At 67.6% G+C, this 17,354-nt stretch carries 19 protein-coding genes and 2 pseudogenes; 12 read left to right on the top strand and 9 right to left on the bottom strand.

The genetic code is table 11. The annotated features are described in order from the left end of the window. Nucleotides 1–235 (top strand): DUF7144 family membrane protein (locus EES42_RS35625; RefSeq protein ID WP_124722607.1); only part of this gene is annotated, 235 nt, incomplete at its 5' end. A gap of 495 nt (nucleotides 236–730) precedes the next feature. Continuing rightward, nucleotides 731–1,120 carry a hypothetical protein gene (locus EES42_RS35635; RefSeq protein ID WP_124722377.1) on the top strand — a complete coding sequence of 130 codons (390 nt, stop codon included), beginning with the start codon at nucleotides 731–733 and terminating at the stop codon, nucleotides 1,118–1,120. Nucleotides 1,121–1,634: 514 nt separating this feature from the next. On the opposite strand, the pseudogene EES42_RS46725 reads toward EES42_RS35635, so the two are convergent. The 3 genes and pseudogenes from EES42_RS46725 to EES42_RS35650 form a co-directional block, all read right to left on the bottom strand. Further along, nucleotides 1,635–1,959 (bottom strand): annotated as a pseudogene (locus tag EES42_RS46725) (IS630 family transposase); the annotation flags it as partial. Nucleotides 1,960–2,150: 191 nt separating this feature from the next. Further along, nucleotides 2,151–3,281 carry a glycosyltransferase family 39 protein gene (locus EES42_RS35645; RefSeq protein ID WP_241196842.1) on the bottom strand — a complete coding sequence of 377 codons (1,131 nt, stop codon included), beginning with the start codon at nucleotides 3,279–3,281 and terminating at the stop codon, nucleotides 2,151–2,153. Nucleotides 3,282–3,427: 146 nt separating this feature from the next. After that, a complete protein-coding gene (locus EES42_RS35650; protein ID WP_327310200.1) occupies nucleotides 3,428–4,525 on the bottom strand; it encodes a glycosyltransferase in 1,098 nt (365 codons plus the stop codon). Between the two features lie 230 nt (nucleotides 4,526–4,755). Here EES42_RS35650 and EES42_RS35655 point away from each other — a divergent pair, with 230 nt between their 5' ends. Continuing rightward, nucleotides 4,756–5,067: a hypothetical protein gene (locus EES42_RS35655; protein WP_124722379.1), complete on the top strand. Its 312-nt coding sequence runs from the start codon at nucleotides 4,756–4,758 to the stop codon at nucleotides 5,065–5,067. 205 nt (nucleotides 5,068–5,272) lie between these two features. Here the strand turns inward: EES42_RS35655 and EES42_RS35660 are convergent, their stop codons facing one another. Continuing rightward, the gene (locus EES42_RS35660) at nucleotides 5,273–5,779 is read right to left on the bottom strand and encodes a SigE family RNA polymerase sigma factor (RefSeq protein ID WP_124722380.1); all 507 of its coding nucleotides are present in this window, start codon (nucleotides 5,777–5,779) and stop codon (nucleotides 5,273–5,275) included. A gap of 847 nt (nucleotides 5,780–6,626) precedes the next feature. On the opposite strand from EES42_RS35660, the gene EES42_RS35665 reads away from it, so the two are divergent. Together EES42_RS35665 and EES42_RS35675 are read left to right on the top strand one after the other, a co-directional pair. Next, complete coding sequence (locus tag EES42_RS35665; RefSeq protein ID WP_124722381.1) at nucleotides 6,627–7,709, top strand: terpene synthase family protein; 1,083 nt, start codon at nucleotides 6,627–6,629, stop codon at nucleotides 7,707–7,709. Nucleotides 7,710–7,751: 42 nt separating this feature from the next. Next, nucleotides 7,752–8,477 carry an IS3 family transposase gene (locus EES42_RS35675; protein WP_266487911.1) on the top strand — a complete coding sequence of 242 codons (726 nt, stop codon included), beginning with the start codon at nucleotides 7,752–7,754 and terminating at the stop codon, nucleotides 8,475–8,477. Between the two features lie 231 nt (nucleotides 8,478–8,708). Here the strand turns inward: EES42_RS35675 and EES42_RS35680 are convergent, their stop codons facing one another. From EES42_RS35680 to EES42_RS47685, 3 genes are all read right to left on the bottom strand, one after another. After that, a complete protein-coding gene (locus tag EES42_RS35680; protein ID WP_124722384.1) occupies nucleotides 8,709–9,140 on the bottom strand; it encodes a GNAT family N-acetyltransferase in 432 nt (143 codons plus the stop codon). A gap of 142 nt (nucleotides 9,141–9,282) precedes the next feature. After that, nucleotides 9,283–9,870 carry an SMI1/KNR4 family protein gene (locus tag EES42_RS35685; RefSeq protein WP_124722385.1) on the bottom strand — a complete coding sequence of 196 codons (588 nt, stop codon included), beginning with the start codon at nucleotides 9,868–9,870 and terminating at the stop codon, nucleotides 9,283–9,285. A gap of 27 nt (nucleotides 9,871–9,897) precedes the next feature. Next, on the bottom strand, nucleotides 9,898–10,509 hold the full coding sequence (locus tag EES42_RS47685; protein WP_323180946.1) for a transposase: 612 nt from the start codon (nucleotides 10,507–10,509) through the stop codon (nucleotides 9,898–9,900). Nucleotides 10,510–10,539: 30 nt separating this feature from the next. On the opposite strand from EES42_RS47685, the gene EES42_RS35695 reads away from it, so the two are divergent. The 4 genes from EES42_RS35695 (at nucleotide 10,540) to EES42_RS45175 (ending at nucleotide 13,219) form a co-directional block, all read left to right on the top strand. Continuing rightward, nucleotides 10,540–11,154, top strand: coding sequence for a GNAT family N-acetyltransferase (locus EES42_RS35695; RefSeq protein ID WP_124722386.1), 615 nt, complete (start codon nucleotides 10,540–10,542; stop codon nucleotides 11,152–11,154). Nucleotides 11,155–11,407: 253 nt separating this feature from the next. Further along, nucleotides 11,408–11,698 (top strand): hypothetical protein, encoded by a 291-nt coding sequence (locus EES42_RS47690; protein ID WP_206433763.1) that lies wholly within the window; start codon nucleotides 11,408–11,410, stop codon nucleotides 11,696–11,698. A 902-nt stretch (nucleotides 11,699–12,600) separates the two neighbouring features. After that, on the top strand, nucleotides 12,601–12,810 hold the full coding sequence (locus tag EES42_RS46735) for an NUDIX domain-containing protein (protein ID WP_241196806.1): 210 nt from the start codon (nucleotides 12,601–12,603) through the stop codon (nucleotides 12,808–12,810). A gap of 232 nt (nucleotides 12,811–13,042) precedes the next feature. After that, nucleotides 13,043–13,219, top strand: a complete 177-nt coding sequence (locus tag EES42_RS45175; protein ID WP_164495445.1) for a hypothetical protein — start codon at nucleotides 13,043–13,045, stop codon at nucleotides 13,217–13,219. A gap of 528 nt (nucleotides 13,220–13,747) precedes the next feature. On the opposite strand, the gene EES42_RS35715 is transcribed toward EES42_RS45175, so the two are convergent. Further along, nucleotides 13,748–14,233 (bottom strand): NUDIX hydrolase, encoded by a 486-nt coding sequence (locus tag EES42_RS35715; protein ID WP_124722387.1) that lies wholly within the window; start codon nucleotides 14,231–14,233, stop codon nucleotides 13,748–13,750. A 203-nt stretch (nucleotides 14,234–14,436) separates the two neighbouring features. Here EES42_RS35715 and EES42_RS35720 point away from each other — a divergent pair, with 203 nt between their 5' ends. The 3 genes and pseudogenes from EES42_RS35720 (at nucleotide 14,437) to EES42_RS35730 (ending at nucleotide 16,334) form a co-directional block, all read left to right on the top strand. Further along, nucleotides 14,437–14,631, top strand: a complete 195-nt coding sequence (locus EES42_RS35720) for a hypothetical protein (protein WP_206433764.1) — start codon at nucleotides 14,437–14,439, stop codon at nucleotides 14,629–14,631. A gap of 25 nt (nucleotides 14,632–14,656) precedes the next feature. Beyond that, nucleotides 14,657–15,574 (top strand): annotated as a pseudogene (locus EES42_RS35725) (ISKra4 family transposase); the annotation flags it as partial. Between the two features lie 223 nt (nucleotides 15,575–15,797). After that, on the top strand, nucleotides 15,798–16,334 hold the full coding sequence (locus EES42_RS35730; RefSeq protein WP_124722388.1) for a hypothetical protein: 537 nt from the start codon (nucleotides 15,798–15,800) through the stop codon (nucleotides 16,332–16,334). A gap of 139 nt (nucleotides 16,335–16,473) precedes the next feature. Here EES42_RS35730 and EES42_RS35735 read toward each other — a convergent pair. Continuing rightward, nucleotides 16,474–17,309 (bottom strand): IS5 family transposase gene (locus EES42_RS35735; RefSeq protein WP_124722389.1). Its coding sequence is split into 2 segments (ribosomal slippage): nucleotides 16,474–16,931 and nucleotides 16,931–17,309, totalling 837 coding nucleotides; the frame shifts between segments, so codons are not numbered across the junction. Nucleotides 17,310–17,354 lie beyond the last annotated feature (45 nt).

The following is a 17,354-nucleotide window of genomic DNA, read 5'->3' on the forward strand; positions in this document are numbered from 1 at the left end:
TTGGGGCGTGATTCACCTCGTGGTCGGTGTGGCGCTCGTCGTTGCCGGGCTGGCGATCCTGACGAACAAGAGCTGGGGTCGCGGGGCCGGCGTGGCAGTGGCGGGGATCAGCCTGATCACGCAGTTCATGTTCGTTCCGTACTATCCGGCGTGGGCCATCCCTGTCATGGCACTCGACCTCGTGATCCTTTTTGCGCTGACGAGGTTCCAGACAGGAGCCGACGGAGGCCGGTGAACCGTGGCAGTCACGATCTCGATCAGGGCCGCTCGGCCCCCCGGGATGCGATGACCTTTGCGCCGGGGAGACGACTACGACCCGCCTCCCGCAGGAGACCAACATCCAGCGCGGCGGGTTGTGGAGAGGCGTAACGACACGGCAGTGACCACCGCCGCCGAGGCTGATCGCTACCGCAGTGGGGGTGCTCATGGTTTCTCCTGATCAAGCAGCAGCTCCGAGGCCGGCTGTCTCGGCGGTCAGGTCCGGAGCCGACCCCGTGTCCGTGTCGTCGAGATCGTGGTGCTGGGCGGCAGCAGGTATCCATGCACGGCCGCCCAGGCGCGGGCAGCTGTGAGGCCTTCCTCGCACGCGACGTCCTGATGCGACCACACCATGCCCAGCCCGGCCGACTGTTCGACCCGCCCCGGATCCAGGCATCCGGCCTTGCGGGAATTCCGCAGTTCTCCTGACACGGAACCGGTCACTGCAGCGCGATCCGGCCAACGGCCCCTGGTGCCCTGGGCACGTGCTGCGCAGGCGCTGATCATCGCCGGGGCCAGCATCCAAGACAACACGGGAGCCACCGTGCGCTTACGCACTGCTGTGACAGCACTGACCGGGACCGCAGCCCTCACCGTTGCCCTGGCCGGATCCGCCCAGGCGGCTGACGGCTCGATCTTCGGAGGGCAGTCGACCAACAACGCTTCCTATGCGTCTGTGCGTTACCACTACGAGAAAGTCGGCAGCAGCTACACCGCCTACCTGGAAGACATCAAGGTGGGGGACCTGAACGACGGCGACGGCTGGGGCTCCAGCCTCGTCGTGCACAGCGACCAGGGCGTTCTCCGGGAGTACCGCGTCCACGACAGTCAGTTCTATTCGTTCGGCGACGAACCCTTCTAACGCGTCAGCGGGGTGTGGTTCTCCATCTGCAACTGGAACGAGGCCACCGACGCCCTGAACTCCTGCGCGCGCCTGACCAAGGGCGGCTGAAAGGAACCGCCATCGCGCCAACGGCAATGGATTTCCTTGGTGGTGCCGATGGCTACCCACTGTGGACCGTAAGGGGACCAACTCCCAGCCCGACATCCTCACCGTATTCGTCGAGGGTATGGATACAGCGGACCACGTGACGTGGGCACTTGACCTCGTTGACGGTCCATCAGCGTTACTGCTGAGAATCCCGGCCAACCACGGTCAGAGTCCCCGATACGTCGCTGGCTCAGAGTTCGCAGCGTTCAAGAAGAGTTCGTTTTCGCCCGATCCGGCGGCCCGTTGGTCTTGCTTTCCGGATACCAGGCACCAGAAGCCATTCGGCGGATGACCGAGAGCAGGCTCACGGCCTGGCCCGCCAAGCGCGGCATGAGGAAAGCGGTAACCATCGCAGAGAAGGAAGTGACGACCGGCCTCGCGTCCAAATACGTATCGGGCGGGCGACGTTGCGCCGCAGGTGCTCGGAGAGATTCCGGACCGACCAGCGGGTGAAGAAGGGCTGACCGAGCTTGACCGGCCGGGTGGTGGCCGTCTGGATGGCGAAGTCCTCGTCGTCATCGCTGAGCAGGCGGGGACGGCCACCCGCCTGCCGAGGGCCCAGACAGGCCGGCCCGATCACGTGGCGGACTGTGTCCTCGTCCGCCGGCACGAGCCGCGCGATCACCGGCACGCTGTTCCCGCCCGCCGAGGCCGGCAGCACGGATCGGCCGCCGGAACCGCACCGTGCTCGTACTGCCCTGCCGCACGATCCGCTGCCTTCACGCGCCGATCGGACGTGTCGTCACATTCAACCGACCCGAGGACCACGAACACCAACCCGGCCGCCGCTTCCGTTGAGGCACTGGATCGCGTGCAGGATCACGGTGCGCCGGACTTGAGATTGATTGCTTGGTGGTGCGCAGGGCCGTGGTCGTCGGGCATTCATTTCTGGGGCCATCGGTTACGGGACGCCGAGTTCGAAAAGGCCGTAGCCCGCGTACGAGCCGGAAGCCAGGGCCGCGATGCCGAGGAGCATGAGCTGGTGGGTCAGGCTGAGGCGGCGCAGGGCGAGGGCGAGCGGGAGAAAGAGCGGGAAGAGGGGGAGCAGATAGCGGGAGACGTTGCCGAATATCTGCTGGCTGCCCAGGACGAGGACAAGGGTGAGGACGGTGTAGACCATCAGGACGGCTGGGGGACGCAGCCGGATCAGCAGCAGAAGCAGTGCGAGCGCGAGCAGGACGACACCGATGCCGATCAGGTCAGCGAAGGGCCAGGCGGAGAGATAGTCGAAGTGGCCCACCGGGACGGATGTGAGGACGTCGAGGGTGTGTCGGCCGTAGTCCCATTCGTGGGCCCAGGCACCGGACTGAAGCTTGAAGTAGCCGCTGTAGTCGCCCATTTGGTGACCCACCCAGCCGAGATAGGCGAGGAGGCCGAGCGGGGCGGCGACCATCGCGGCCACCGGACGCAGGATGCCGTCCCGGCAGCGGTAGAGCGCGAGTAGGGCCGCGACGACGACGGCGGCGATCAGCGCCGCGGCGGTGGGCCGGTTGAGCCCTGCCACGCAGGTGAGGAGACCGGCGGTGAGCCAGCGGCGACTCAGGACGGCATGGCAGGCCCAGACGGCCAGGGCCACGTAGAGGGAGTCGGAGTAGACCGCCCACTCCACGCCGGAGCCGGGCCAGACGGCCCAGAGACCGGCCGCGGCCAGCCCGGCTCGTCTGCCGCCGAGGCGTTCGGTGACGGCGTAGATGCCCAGGGCGGCGGCCAAGGAGGCGACGACGGAGACCAGCAGGCCGGCGCCGTACGGGCCGAGGCCGGTGAGCTCGGATACCAGCCGCATCAGCGCCGGGTAGAGCGGGAAGAACGCCGCCGAGTTCCCTTCGAGGGTTATCGGGCCGGTGGCGCCGGGGATCGGGACCAGCTGAGGGTCGTACCCGTGCACGGCGATCTGCTGGTACCACCAGCCGTCCCAGCTGGCCAGGACGTCCCACGGGCGGGCGCCGCCGCCGAAGCGCGGGTTCTTCGTGCGGTAGTCCCCGGCGAAGTGCAGCAGCCACATGAAGGCGGCGAAGCCGGTGAGCTTGAGCATGCCGTAGATGGCCAGCACGGGGCCGTAACGCTCGGCTGTGTGGCGCAGCCGGCTCCGGCGGTCGGGGCTCGTGGTGGCGGGCTGCTCGGACAGCCTCGCGTTCCAGCTCTGGGTGCCGGTCGCGGTCGTAGGGACGGCGGTCTTGATCATGTGCGGAACACCCACGCGCGGAAGAGCAGGAACCGCAGCAGCGTCGCGGCCAGGTTGGCGGCGAGGAGTACGGCGAGTTCGGCGGCCTGCCCGGCCGAGGGCATCGTGTGGTGCAAGGTGGCGAGCGATCCGCTGGTGATCGCCAGGCCGATCAGGAGAACGAACAAACCCCTGCCCTGGTGGCGCAGCACACCGCCGCGGCCGCGGAGGCCGAAGGTGAGCCGCCTGTTCACGGCCGTGTTGGCGACGGCGCAGATCAGCAGCGCGAGTGCGTTGGCGGCCTGGGATCCGGCCAACGGACGCAGCGTTGTGTAGAGGAGCAGGTGTACGAGTGTGCTGACGGCTCCTACGGCGGTGAAGCGCAGGAGTTGGGTGGTGATCCCGCCCTGCGTGACGGCGCCGCCGTCGCGGAGCGACCCGGCCGGCGGTAGCGTGCCTCGCGCCAGTGCCCCGCTGATCCTGGCGACGCCGCGCAGGTCGGCCAGTGCCGTGGCGAGGATGTCGACCCGGGTGTCGGGATCGTCCACCCAGTCGACCGGTACCTCGTGGATGCGCAGCCCGGCGCGCTCGGCGATCACCAGCAGCTCGGTGTCGAAGAACCACTCTGAGTCCTGTATGAGGGGCAGCAGTTGCTCGGCCACATCGCGCCGGACCGCCTTGAATCCGCACTGCGCGTCGGAGAAGCGCACGGCGAGGACGGAGCGCAGGAGGGCGTTGTAGCAACGAGAGGTGATCTCTCGTTTGGGGCCGCGCACCACCCGGGAACCGGGGGCCAGGCGGGTGCCGATGGCTATGTCGGAGTGGCCGGAGAGCAGCGGGGCCACGAGCGGCAGCAACGCCGTCAGTTCCGTGGACAGGTCCACGTCCATGTAGGCGAGTACGGGGGCCGGTGAGAGCGACCAGGCGGTACGCAGCGCGCGGCCGCGTCCTTTCTCGGTCAGTCGAAGCCACTGTGCTTCGGGCAGTTCGTCTGCCAGCCGGGCGGCGATCCGCGGGGTGCTGTCCGTGCTGGCGTTGTCGGCGATGGTGATGCGGAACGGATAGGGGAAGGTCTCGCGCAGGTGTGTGTGGAGCCGCCGTACGCTCGGCTCCAAATCTCTTTCCTCATTGAACACGGGGATGACCATGTCCAGGACGGGCTCCGGGTGGTGTGTCGCCACCGATGCGCGGTGCGGCAGTTGGCTCGGGCCCCTCAGGGCGAGTGAACCTTGTTTTCTCACGTTCTATCCTTTTTGTGAATTGATGCCGGGCAGGCCGAAGTCACTCGGAGCGACGGTGTGTTACGGCGTATGGCGTATGGCGTACGGGGTGACGGCGTTACGGGGTGACGAGCGAGGACGAGGTGCTCAACGGCTGGTTCCGTGCGGTCGCCGTACCCGAAGGCGGAGCCGAGGTCGAGGGCGGCGACGCGCCCTCCGTGCTTCCCGGCGGAGTCCCGGTGGCCGTGGCTGTGCTCCCCGTCGTGGCCGGCGGCGCGCTTGTGGCGGTCCCGTCCGGGGGTGCGGGGGCGATGGAGGTTCCCGAGGAAGAGGAGGGTTCGCTCGGGGACGCGTCGGGTACCGCGGAGGGGACTGAGGTCGGCAGGCTCGTTGTGGGCTGCGGGCCGGGATGGCTGGGCTCGACCCGGGTCGCATGACCGGGCAGCAGTGACAGCCCGACACTGAGGCCGACGACGGCCAGGACGGAGCCGACTGCCCTCCGCGCGGCCCGTCTCCGATGACGGACACGCACCCCTGCCCAGAGACGTTCCCGGTGCTTCGGCTCGAACGGTGCGGGCGCCGCCTCGCTGTCGCGCATCATCTGTGCCAGCTGCCGTTCGAAGTGATCCATGGGGTTCTCCTTCACCGCACCGGCTCGCTGACATTGCCCAGGATCTGCCTCAGCCGGGCCACTCCGCGTGCGGCATGGGACCGAGCCGTGCCCACCGGGCACCCGAGCACCTCCGCCACCTGCCCCTCGGGCAGGTCCTGGTAATAGCGCAGCACCACCGCTACCCGCTGCTTCGGCGACAACTGGGCCAGCGCGGCCTCCAGCCGGGAACGCTCCGCCACGTCCGCCGACACATCGCCGACAACAGCCGTCTCGGGCAGCTGTTCGACGGGGCGTTCGCCCCACCAACGCCGCTGTCCCGAGCGTGCCGCGGCACGCATCATCACCTTGCGGACGTACGGCTCCGGTGCCTCATCCGCGACCTTGGGCCAGACGAACCAGAGCTTGACCAAGGACTCCTGCAACAAGTCCTCGGCCCGATGCCGATCGCCTCCGACGAGCAGACGGGCCAGGTGGACCAGCACCGTCCATCGGGCAGCCACGAACTCGTCGAACGCACGGGCTCGACCCTGCTCCATCCGCACTGTCCTTGTTCTCGCCGGTCGCCTACACCCTGTAGAAGGCACTGGCACACGGTCCACGATGCACCTGCGGACCATGATCTGGATCACAGGGCGTATCGATGACAGGCCCTTCGGCCACGGGGGCCGTATCGCAAGGCGGGAGGACGGCCCGGTCGTCCACGAAGCGGTGCCGGTAAAGCTTGGTCTCGGCCACGGCGCGGATGTTCCCGCCCGGCACAACCCGGACCTGGACCGTCCCCCAGACCACGGCCCTGGGCGAAACCACCCACGTCGTCCTCCCACCCGACCACAAACAGGCACCACCCGGCCCGTACTGGCTGCTGCCCCCGCCGGACGCTCACCAGCACCAGCACCAGCACCAGCGCCCTGCAGCAGGCACTCACCGCAGTCCAGGGGCCATGCACCGAGACACGGTCCGACGAACCCCGCGACCTGGCAACGGTGAACTTCGGCCAGGCACAGGGACGGAACTGCGCCCTGTGCGGGGCACAGCTCCTCGCCGACCGGTCACTCGGTGTATTCACACACGACCGGGGTCTTCTCACCGAGCCGACCGAGCTGTGGGCCTGCGCCCCCGCGTGCCGACCCCCCATTACCTTCTTGGTGGCCTCGCAATGGGGCGCCCGGCAAGATCCGCGACTACTCGACTCCGGACCGAGAACGGCCGGCTGCGGCAGCAGGCCCGCGTTCACCTCGGGCAGCAGGTCGAGTAACTCGGCAATCAGGATTTGGTCGACCGCGTCAACGCTGAGTCCGGGCTGGGTGGGTGGAACTCGCACCCCTCCTGCGGCTGCGGTCGTTGGCCGGAGGGGGATTGGCCGACGAGCAAGGAGCGAGTCCGATGACGGAAGAGCCGCCCGCCCTGCCTTACCGAATTCCGCCTCTGTACTGCCCCGAGGTGCCCGGGCATCACCCTGAGACCGATCGGATCAAGCAGCGTCTGAGTGAACTTCTCGCCGCCGACCGCGTACTCGACAAGCCCGAGTACCGGGCGACGTACGAGAACCAGGACGTGGCCGGGATGGTCGCCTGCTGTGTCCCGACGGCCGGCGTCGATGCCCTGGTGGCCGTCGGCCCGGTATCCGCCATCACCGGGCTGGCGGACAACTCGCAGACCGGCGACACGGACAGGCCGAGCCTCCACCATGGACTCACCGGCGGTGACCCGACGATCGGCCCGGAAGCGGTGACCGCGCGGGTGGCCGATCCGGCCACGGAGGACCTGGTCGCCGCCCCGCTGCCGAAGGCGTTCCTTCGGGCGCTGCGCAGACTCCCGGCGGACAAGGGGAACGACAAACGCCGCCTGACGGTCGAGTCGGTCCTCACGTGGCTCGGGGCCGAGGCGCGGGTGGAGCGCCTCCAGGCCGGGAACTGCGAGCTCGGCCTGGAGGAGGCCATCGCGATCCGGTTGGAGACGATGGGCGGTTTCCTCGCGGCCTCCTTGATCCTTCCGCTGTTCCCTGCTGTCACCGCCGAGCAGACCCAGCACCCCGAGGTCTTGCGCGTCGTGTCCCTGCTCGTAGTGGCCCTGGCCGCCCACAACGAGCTGCACTCCGGCTACAACGACCTGGCTTCCGGCTCGAAGTACAACTGGGTCCAGGCCTTCGCCCGTGAGGCGGATGCCACGCTGCAGGAAGGCGCAGACCGGGTCGGCGGCCTCGCGGACCGGGCGTTCTTCGAGGCACGGCGATCTACGGACGATCTTGTGGCACGTACGACCAGAACCGACTTCGTCGGCTTCCTCGAAGCGCTGGTCGCCCTCACCGCCAACTTTCTCTCCTGGTGGTACCCGCGGCAGATGACGGTTTGCTACCAGGTGCCGGGCCTGGACCTCTCACGGGCGTGCCCCGTGCTCGCGAGCCGGCCGCGGGCCGTCGGCGCCCCGGACATCGCGTGCCTGGACCACTTGTGGAGCCAGGCGTAGCTGAGGGCTGAGAGGTCACGTGTCCGGGGCCTGGTCGCCTTGGTGGGGACCTTCTGGACGTCGAGGTCGGTACGGACGCGGTGCGGCCTCACGGGGTGGCGCCACCGCCCGGCGCTGTCGCGGGCGACGCCGGCGGACAAAGCGCGGCGGCGGGCCGCTGAGGTCCTGGCACACGGGATCACGGTGATCCGCCTCGCCTCCCGGCGGAACAACGGCGTCCCGCGCGTCACCGCCGAACTACGCCGACAGGACCGGCCGGTCAACCGCAAGCGGGTGGCACGGGCCATGCGGGAGCACGGCATCGCCGGGAACAGCCGGCGCACCGGACACCGCAGCCTGACCAGGGTCGTCACCGAAGCCGCCCCGTCGCCGGACCTGATCGGCCGGGACTTCGCCGCCACCCGTCCTGGCACGAAGATCGTCGGGGACACCATCTACATCCCCACCGCCGAGGGCTGGCTCTGCTTCGCAGCGTGGCTGGACCTGGCCACGCGCGAGGTCATCGGCTACTCGATGGCCGACCACCACCGCACCGAAATCGTCGTCGACGCGCTCGACATGGCCGCCGCGGAGAGCTTTTGGGCTGTACTCAAAGAGGAGATCGTCACCCGCTTCCGGCCTGACCGAGCGACCGCCCGCGCCGGCATCTCCGACTTCATCGAGACCTTCTACAACAGACGCAGCCTGCGCAAGCACGTCCACTGGGGCCACCTCACACTCTACGAGACACGCCTGCGCCACCAGCAGGATCAGGCCCTCGCGGCGTAACGGCGAGGGGTCCAAGATCACGGGGAACTTCACCTCGGTGTTGGTCCGGGTCGGCAACAGGGTCTGAAGGAGCCGGGAAGCGTTCAGTGCCCTCGCCGAACGCCTCGCGGACACCTCACCCCGGCAGGCTCAACCCCCAGGGAGCTGGGCGCCAGCGACGACTTCGTACCCCTGACCCAACTCATGAAGACGATCAGCCCTGACGCGCACAACGACGCCTCATAGCCGTACTCATCGCTGGTGCGGATCCAGGAGGAACCAATAGTTCACCGTGGGGCCCTGCGCAGCAAGCCCGTCTCCGAGGGACTCGTAGAGCGACCGGGCCGCCACGTTCTCCGCCCCCGTGGTCAAAGACATCTTCGTGGCGCCAGCCTTCACACCAGCTTTCATGAAGGCGCGAAGGAGATCCCGACCGATACCTTTTCGTCGATGGGACTCAGCCACCTCAAGCTGGTGGAGATAGAGCATCGGACCTGAGTCCGGGCGTGCCAGATGGTGCCCCCAGCACCATCCGAGGATCTCTGTCCCATCAACCGCCACGAAGGCCAGCGCGGTGGGCGTGCCAGCGAACGCCCGCACCACATCGGCATCCTCAACTCCCCGAAAGTTGCGGACCGCTCTCCCGAGCAATGGCAAGTCGTCTCGCGTTATCTGTGTGATCACGGTCTCATCCTGCCTCGTTCGCTCGGGCGGCGGGAGCTGCTGCCAACACTCCATCCCTGCAATGGCACGCCCCGACGCGGCACGCAGCCATCCGGAAAGGCCACAGGTTCTGGCTCACTTTCCGTGGAGCGGTTACGAAGAGTCAGATCTTCGGAGCCATGCGGCAGCGGTTCGGATGGGCATGAAGTCGAGGCGAGGTGAGTTCCAGGGCCCGGTTGTCGCGTCCAGCGCTCATGTGGTTGAGCCAGCGTTCGTACCAGTCGAGGAAGTCGGTGGCGGAGGAGACGTTGGGGCCCCAATACCCGTCGCCGTTACCAATGAGGACGCGGCCGGTGAGGGGACCGGTCACCGCGAGGACGCATATATCGGTGCAGCCCATTTCTATGATGTGGAGGAAGAGGTCGCGTTCGTCCGCCCCGGGGGCCGTGCTGGTGAAGCCGCGGGGTGTCCCTTGTTCTCGGCGCGGATTCATGACCAGCAGGGAACACTGCTCCAGCGGCCTGAGGCCGTAGAACGGGGCCGCGCCTGAGCCGCCGATGTGCGTGAGGAACTGCCGATAGGCATCCGGAAGAACGATGTTGTGCTCGGCCTCAAACGCAGCGACGCGTGCTTCCGCCAGTTTCGGACCGGGGGAGAACTTGTGTTGCTCCTCCCCGAAGGAGTGGCTGCGCAGCGGTTGGAAAGGGATCGCGGCCAGCTTGCGACGCAGGCGGGGTATGCGGGGATCCATGGTGCATCTTCTCTCGTCTCCGTCACCCTAGGGGTGGCTGTAGTCAGCTGGCCGGAAGAACCCTCTTCCGCAGTAGTAATCGAGGCCTGCTCGGCCGAACATCTGGCGTTTGAGCACCTTGATCCGGTTGACGTGTCCTTCGACGACGCCGGAGCTCCAGAGCAGGGTGCGGCCGGCGATGACGGCGTCCCGGTCGCGTTCGATCCCTGCGGCGAGGGCGTGGAGGGTGGGCAGGTCGTCCTGTCGGACGGCGTCGAGCCACTCCGGTAGTCGTTGGCCCTCGGGCTCGGTGAGCATCTGGCCGAAGGACCGGACATGCCCGGTGAGGGCGTTCCAAGTCCGGGCAGTGAGCCTGCACGACCTTGAGTCGTAACTGTTCGCTCTCCGTGAGGCTTTCGAGGTGTCGCAGAATCCGTCCGGAGACCGTTCGAGGGGACGACGGCCTGGCGGAAACCGGTCGAGGTGAGAGGCGTTCCTCCCGCAGGTAGGCGCGAACTCGCTGGTAGGGGCCCTTGCAGCCGAACGGCACGATTTCCTCCCACAATGCCCGGGCGTTGGCGCGCCCCTGGTTCCAGCGGTCGTCCGGGTAGGGCTTGTACTCGTCGAGACAGATTGCACTAGTGTGAAATAGTTTTGCATCTAGTGCTAAGTCCGGCTAACTTCAACGGCATGCCTGCCTCCTTTCCCACACCAGTCACGCTCACCGGTCGCCACATACGGCTGGAGCCACTGACGATGGAGCATCTCGACGAGTTGTTCGCGGCGGGGGGCCGCGACGAGGAAGTCTGGAGGTGGCAGGGTGGGCCGGCGCCACAGACCCAGGAAGAGCTGGGGGGCAAGCTCGCCGCACTGTTGGAGGGCGCCGCGCGTCGTGAGTACGTTCCCTTCGCAGTCATCCACGGCGCGAGCGGTCAGGCCATCGGCTGGACCACGTACATGGACATTGATGCGGCCAACGAACGGCTGGAAATCGGCTGGACGTGGTACGGGCGTGCGTTCTGGCGCACCCAGGTCAACGCCGAGTCGAAGCTGCTTCTCCTCACCCATGCTTTCGAGGACCTGAGCATGGGACGCGTGCAGTTGAAGACCGACCATCTCAATCACCGCTCGCAGGCGGCCATCGCTCGTCTCGGCGCGCACCGCGAAGGGGTCTTGCGCCGTCATCGCCGGCGACCGGACGGCACCTGGCGCGACACGGTGTACTTCTCGATCCTTGCCCAGGAGTGGCCTGCGGCCAAGGAACGTCTTGCCGCCCGCCTCGAAGGCAACGGCCATCACAGATAGCGCCCGCGCGCCGGAGGCCACATCGACGACGCCCACGGTATGACCCGCACACAGGCGGCTGGTGGGCCCGGAGGCGGCGAGTCCGCGCGCGGCCGGTCTGGATGCCGATATGGACGTGAGTGACCCCGTCGATGTCGTTGCCGCTCGGAGGGGGGTGGAGGGTGCCGTGGTTCCGGGGAGGGGGCCACAGGTGATACGGGTGGCACGTCCGGCGAGTTGGGCACCGCGGGTGCCGGTGAACAGGGGTGTGTCGGTGACGTTGATGCCGGTGTGGACGAGGGTCGCGGGGGAGGCGTTCGGTGAGGTCTTCGAGCAGGTCGGCGGTTTCGGCGCCGCTGGTGGTGCGGGGGTTGAGCCGGTGGGTTTCGTCGATGAGTACCAGACGCACGCACGCATGGTCTTCCCGGCCGCCGTCGGCCCGGTGACGATCAACGAGGGCCGGGTGGTGGTCTGCTGGTGCCGTCCCAGGATCATCAGCGTGCGTACGTTCGTGGTGAGGGTGGCGATGGCGGGGGTGCGGACGGTGACGAATGCGGAGAGGTAGGCGAGGCGTTCCTCCCCACTGCGTTCCGGTGCCCCGGGTACGGGCGGCTTCGGGGCAGAGGGCGCGAAGTGCTGCCAGCCCTGCCAGGTGGTCACCGGCCATGCCCTGTCGGCATCATCGGCAGGCATACCGTCCTCGTGTTCGCCCTGGCCACTCACGCCCGACGTGGTTGCGACGACGCTGCTGGCTGTGTCCGAGGCATGCCGGTTCACCATCTGAAGGCCTCTGCCCGGGCGTCGTAGAGCCCGTACACGGCCACCGACACGGGGCCGGGCCGTATACCGACACGGCCGGGCCGTCCACCGCCTGGTCTTCGCCCTCGGTGGTGTCTTCTACGTCCCTGTCGAGGTCGTCGAGGCTGTCCTCTCCCGCGCTCGTGGCTGCCAAGTCCAGTTTCTGCGCCTGAACCCCGGGCCGGGAATGGGGTGGTGGGGGAGGGGGTGTTCCTTGTGCGGGGGATTCGACGGCTGATCGACGACAGTCCAACTGTTCGCAGCCGACTGCACGGGCACAACCGCCGACCCCTTCGGAGCGTTCTGGAACGCCCCCACATAGGCGGGCGGATCGCCGTTCCAGCGTTCCACAAGCGAGATGATGCCGGGATATCCCTATGAACAACTGATGCGCGAGAACCGCTCGGTCAACGATGATCGCCACATCTGGATCATGCCGCCCACCAGCAAGAACACATCACCCGCAATCAGGCACCAGCGCGTAAGGAAGAGCACTGCAGTGGTGCGAAACTCAACGGTCTGTTGACATCGCCCCGATTACGCTGCTGGCATGTCTGATCAGGGAAGCTACCGCCGCGAATCCGCTCGTGTTCTGTTGATCGATGAGCTGGACCGCCTGCTCTTGCTGAAGTTTCATGTCGACCCAGATGCTCCCGAGAGCGGTCACGGATGGTGCACGCCCGGCGGTGGTGTCGAGGACGGGAGACTTGGGCAGAGGCGGCAGCCCGCGAGCTTCGCGAAGAGACGGGCCTGTCCGTGGAGCCAGAGGCCTTGGAATCAGCAGTCGCGGAGACCTCCGGATATGCAGATGTCGGCTGGGCTGAAGGGATCTTCCGGGACGTCTTTTTTTCGGCTTCGCGTCACGAGCCACCAGGTTGATGTGACTGGCCAGGAGACACATGAATGCAAGTACCAAGCCGGGTATCGCTGGTGGTCCATTGCTGACCTCGCAGCACTAATGAGACGGTCTATCCCTTCGGCCTACCCAAGTTGGCGGCCGAGCTGGTGGCTGGGCATGCCCCTGCTGATCCGATTCAATTGCCCTGGCCGCACTGAGGGGTGTCTGAAGCGCATGCCACTCGGTCAGGGTGGAGTGTCGGTGAAGACGGGCGTGCCTAGTTGGGGTCGGTCGTCGGCCGGGGTCGGACGCACCGGGACCTTCCTCAGCCAACTCGGCACCACACGCAGAACAGAACGCGCCCGGCTCCAGACCGACTACAACAGGGCCCTCCGCGTCGTCGCCGAGATCGACGCCGCCCGAACCACCATGAGCTGGGACTCCGCATGAGAATCTTCGCAGCTCAGCGGCCCGAGAGTGAGAACCGCATCCGGGCCGCGATGGACCGGCACCTGTGCGGCGAGATCCCGCCAGGCGGGAAGGTGAGACATCAAGACCCTCGCCAGCGATGCCGCCGTCGACCGCACCGCGTTCTACGGCACCCGCCCCTACGCTCATCTGTGCGTCGAGTTCGAGCGACGCCTGAACGTCATGCGTGAGGCCGGCGAGATCCCCGACCCTCGCGAGGCCCAGCTCTCCTGGCTCGAGGCAGAAAACACCAAGCTCCGGGAACGGCTCGCCCAGTCGGAGCAGGCGGTCGACGAGCTCACCGACTTCCGCAGCCAGGCCCTGGCCCGCCTCGCCGCCCAGCATGAGGAGATCGTCCGGCTCCGCGAATCCGCCGCGGGGAAAGCCAAGATCATCCGCCTCCCAGCACCGCGACCGCAGTCATCGGGTCCCGCAGCTGAAATGCCCCTGAACCGAGGTAGCCCGCATCGCCGGTCACTCGGCTGCCAGCTCGCTTGCATCGCTGCCGAATCAGGACCCAAAGTACTGGCGCAGAGCCTCTCGTCCTCCCGGAACGAAGCACCATTCATCAACCACTTCGCGCAGTTCGGTCACTGTCAACCAGCCGTACCAGTCGGTCTCACCCGAGTCCGGGACCAGGGTCTCCGAAACGACGGCCTCATGCACCCCGAGCCAGATGGGGCTAATCCCCTCCCGGAAAAGGAGCTTGAACAGGAAGCGCACCGGCACACGAACGCCCAGTTCTTCAGCCAACTCGCGGACTGCCGCCTCTTCATACGACTCGCCCACGTCCACGGCCCCGCCGACCATCGCGTCGTAGTAGCCCGGAAACCGGGACAACGTCTCGGCCCGCCGCAGCACGAGGATCCGGCCTTCGCGATCACGACAGATCGTCGCTGCAATGCGATGCAGCCAGTTCTCACGCACAGCCTCATCCCGCTCGACGATCCCCAGTACGCGGTCGTGCTCATCGACATGCTCAACCAGTTCGCTCACAGATGCACGATCTCAGTCCCCACTGACAGCTCGGCCCCACGGGCAACGGTGATGTGTGATCTGCACCATAGGAGACCCCGCAGGTGCGAAGCGGGTGACGCTCGGCTCACCGTGTCCGATGTGGACGACCGTGTGCTCTCCGCGCGAGCGGAGGTGAGCCGGTCTGGCGACACGTGGCCGAGCTACGCGGCCGGGTGCCTGCGATGGTCACCGTCGACCCGGCCGAGGAACAGCGCCTGCACCGGGCGATGGACCCCTACTTCGAGGCTGTCGACACGGAACAGGTGGAGTACCCCATGACCGTGGTTGGGTTGGAGGCGCTGGACTTGGTGGGGATGACGCCGGGCTCGCGGCGTGTGAACCGTGCCGACCTGATCGATGACGGCCTCCCTTCTTGACCGGGTCGCCGTCTCTGTGCTAGCGGGCGTGGTCATGCGCCCCGAGGCCCTGCGCGAGGCCACCCGCCGGGCCGCCGTGAAAGCCGCTGCCGCGGGCGGGCATCGCGGCCGGCTCGCGCCGGGCGAGAAACCGAACCGCAAGCGGATGGCGACCGTGGCCTGCGTCTTCGACACCCGCCCGGCCCCCAGACGCCCCCACGACGTGATCCACCCGCCCGGCGGCCGCAGCGGCGAACGTCCCGTCCGTCCGGGGCCGAGGGCGGAGAACAAGTGGTGCACCGCCTCCCTGGTCCGCCCGCCCGAGCAGGTCATCGCCGACGCCTTCGACCAGGCCGACGCCCGCGACTCGCAGCATCTGCGGCCGTGGATCGTCCTGGTCGACGGCGCTCGCCACCAACTCGACCTGATCACCGCCGAGACCGCCCGACGCGACGTCACGGTGCACGTCCTGCTGGACTTCGTGCACGTCGCCGAGTACGTCTAGGCCGCCGCCCACGCCTTCCACAAGCCCGGCACCACCGAGGCCGAAGCCTGGGCAGCCGACCACCTGACCGCGATCCTCGCAGGCCACGCGGCCCGCACCGCCGCCGAGATGACCGCCGATGCCGACCGGGAAGGACTGCCGGCCACCCGGCGCGAGACCGTCGACGCCTGCCACCGCTACCTGACCGGCCACCTCGACCAGCTCCGCTACGACACCGCTCTCGCCAACGGGTGGCCGATAGCCACGGGCGCGGTCGAGGGTGCCTGCCGCCACCTGATCGCCGACCGCCTCGACATTACCGGTGCCCGCTGGGGCCTGCCCGGAGCCGAAGCCGTCCTCCGACTCCGCACCCTCGTCGCCAACGGTGACCTCGACGCCTACTGGCGCTTCCACAGTGCCCACGAGCACGAACGCCTCTACCCCGCCCCCGGCCAGGAGAACTACAACCTCACCGCCTGATCAGCATCGTCCCTCGAAACGAACCGCACCCTCTTGTGATGTAGCGGCGTCACCGCCCGGCCGCCGACGGTCTGCTTTTCCCATCCCTAACAGCGGGCATGCGCAAGGATTCCCGTGAACGGGCTCTCAGCAAGGTGCTTGGCCAGGCCGAGCAGACGGGTCTGGGTGATATCTGCGTAACTACCCGGCCGGGCCGGGATCGCATCACGCTAGCGTGAACACCATGGACCCTCACGAACTTGCCGAGCGCCGCCGCGAACTGGAGACGTACTGGGAGAGCGAGGGCGGCTTTCGGGAGCGGCTTCTGATCGAGATGGTGCCACTGCCTACCGTGTCGGAGCAGGCTGTGATCGACAAGCGCCTCATCGTCGGCACGGAGGACCCGGAGCTACGGAAGGTCGCCGAGCAGTTTGCCGGCTACTTCAAGCGCGAGCTGCGCTTCGACTTCGTCCCGTTCACCGCGGACGACTTCGCCGACGGCGACGAGGTGCTGCTCATCAACTCCCGGAAGGTGATAATGCTGTCGCCCGTCGCCTGCGGAGCCGTCGGCTTCAATCGCCGGGAGAACTGCCTGCGGTGGGTCTGGGTACACCCCTTCGAGCGGGGCACCGGACTCATGGGCCACGTGTGGGACATCCTGGAGCGCCGGTACGGCAACGAGTTCTGGATCGAGACCCCGGTCTCCCCGCCGATGCAGAAGTTCCTTCAGAGCAGGGAGGTCGATATGTCCCGCTGGGGCGGACCGAGCCCTGGGCATTAGCCGCCGCCAGTGGGGCCTCCGGCCATACCCCCGAGCCAGACGTCCCGGGGCTCCCTCGAGCACGTCCCCAATCGGCCCGCAGAGTCGGCCCAGAAGTGGCACCATCCCCAGCATGACAGCACACCCACTCTTAGAGGTCCTAACAAAGGCGTTGGACGTGTCGGTGGGTGATGAGGCAGGTGGCGAGGCCGAGGAAGGCTTCGTGGATGTCGTCCCGTCGTTCCCAGCGGACGCGTAGGCGCCGGAAGGCGTGCAGCCAGGCGATGGTGCGTTCGACAACCCAGCGGTGGACTCCGAGACCGGACCCGTGCGGGACGCCTCGGCGGGCGATCACCGGTTTGATGCCCTGGGCCCAGACGAGGCGTCGGTACTTGTCGTGGTCGTAGCCGCGGTCGCCGAGCAGGGTGTCCGGTCGTCGTCGCGGTCGCCCAACCAGGCCTGCGACGGGCGGGACCTTGGCGAGCAAGGGCATTAGTTGGGTGATGTCGTTGCGATTGCCGCCGGTCAGCGACACCGCGAGCGGGATGCCCTGCCCGTCGACGAGGACGTGATGCTTGCTGCCCGGACGTGCTCGGTCGACCGGGCTGGGCCCGCTTTTGGGCCGCGTCGAGCGGCTCTGACGTGACTGGAGTCGATCACCGCCCTCGACCAGTCCAGCTGCTTCGCCGACCGCAGCTTCGTCAGCAGGACGGCATGGAGCCGGTCCCACACGCCGGCTTCGTTCCACGCGGCGAGTCGCCGCCAGCACGTCATGCCGGACCCGAACCCGAGCTCCTGCGGGAGGTACTCCCACTGGATGCCGGTGTGCAGCACAAACAGGATCCCGCACAGAGCCTGCCGGTCAGGGACCCGAGGGCGCCCGGCTACCAGCTTCGGTGCCGGCTGCGGTAGCAACGGCTTGATCAGCAGCCACAGTTCGTCCGACACGATCCACGGCCGAGAGTTCCTCTTCCCCACGAACAGACCAACGAGCATCCAAGCCGACAGTCACACCATCCACAGCTTCTGTTAGGATCTCTT

Source organism: Streptomyces sp. ADI95-17, assembly GCF_003846175.1.
Lineage (GTDB): Bacteria > Actinomycetota > Actinomycetes > Streptomycetales > Streptomycetaceae > Streptomyces > Streptomyces sanglieri.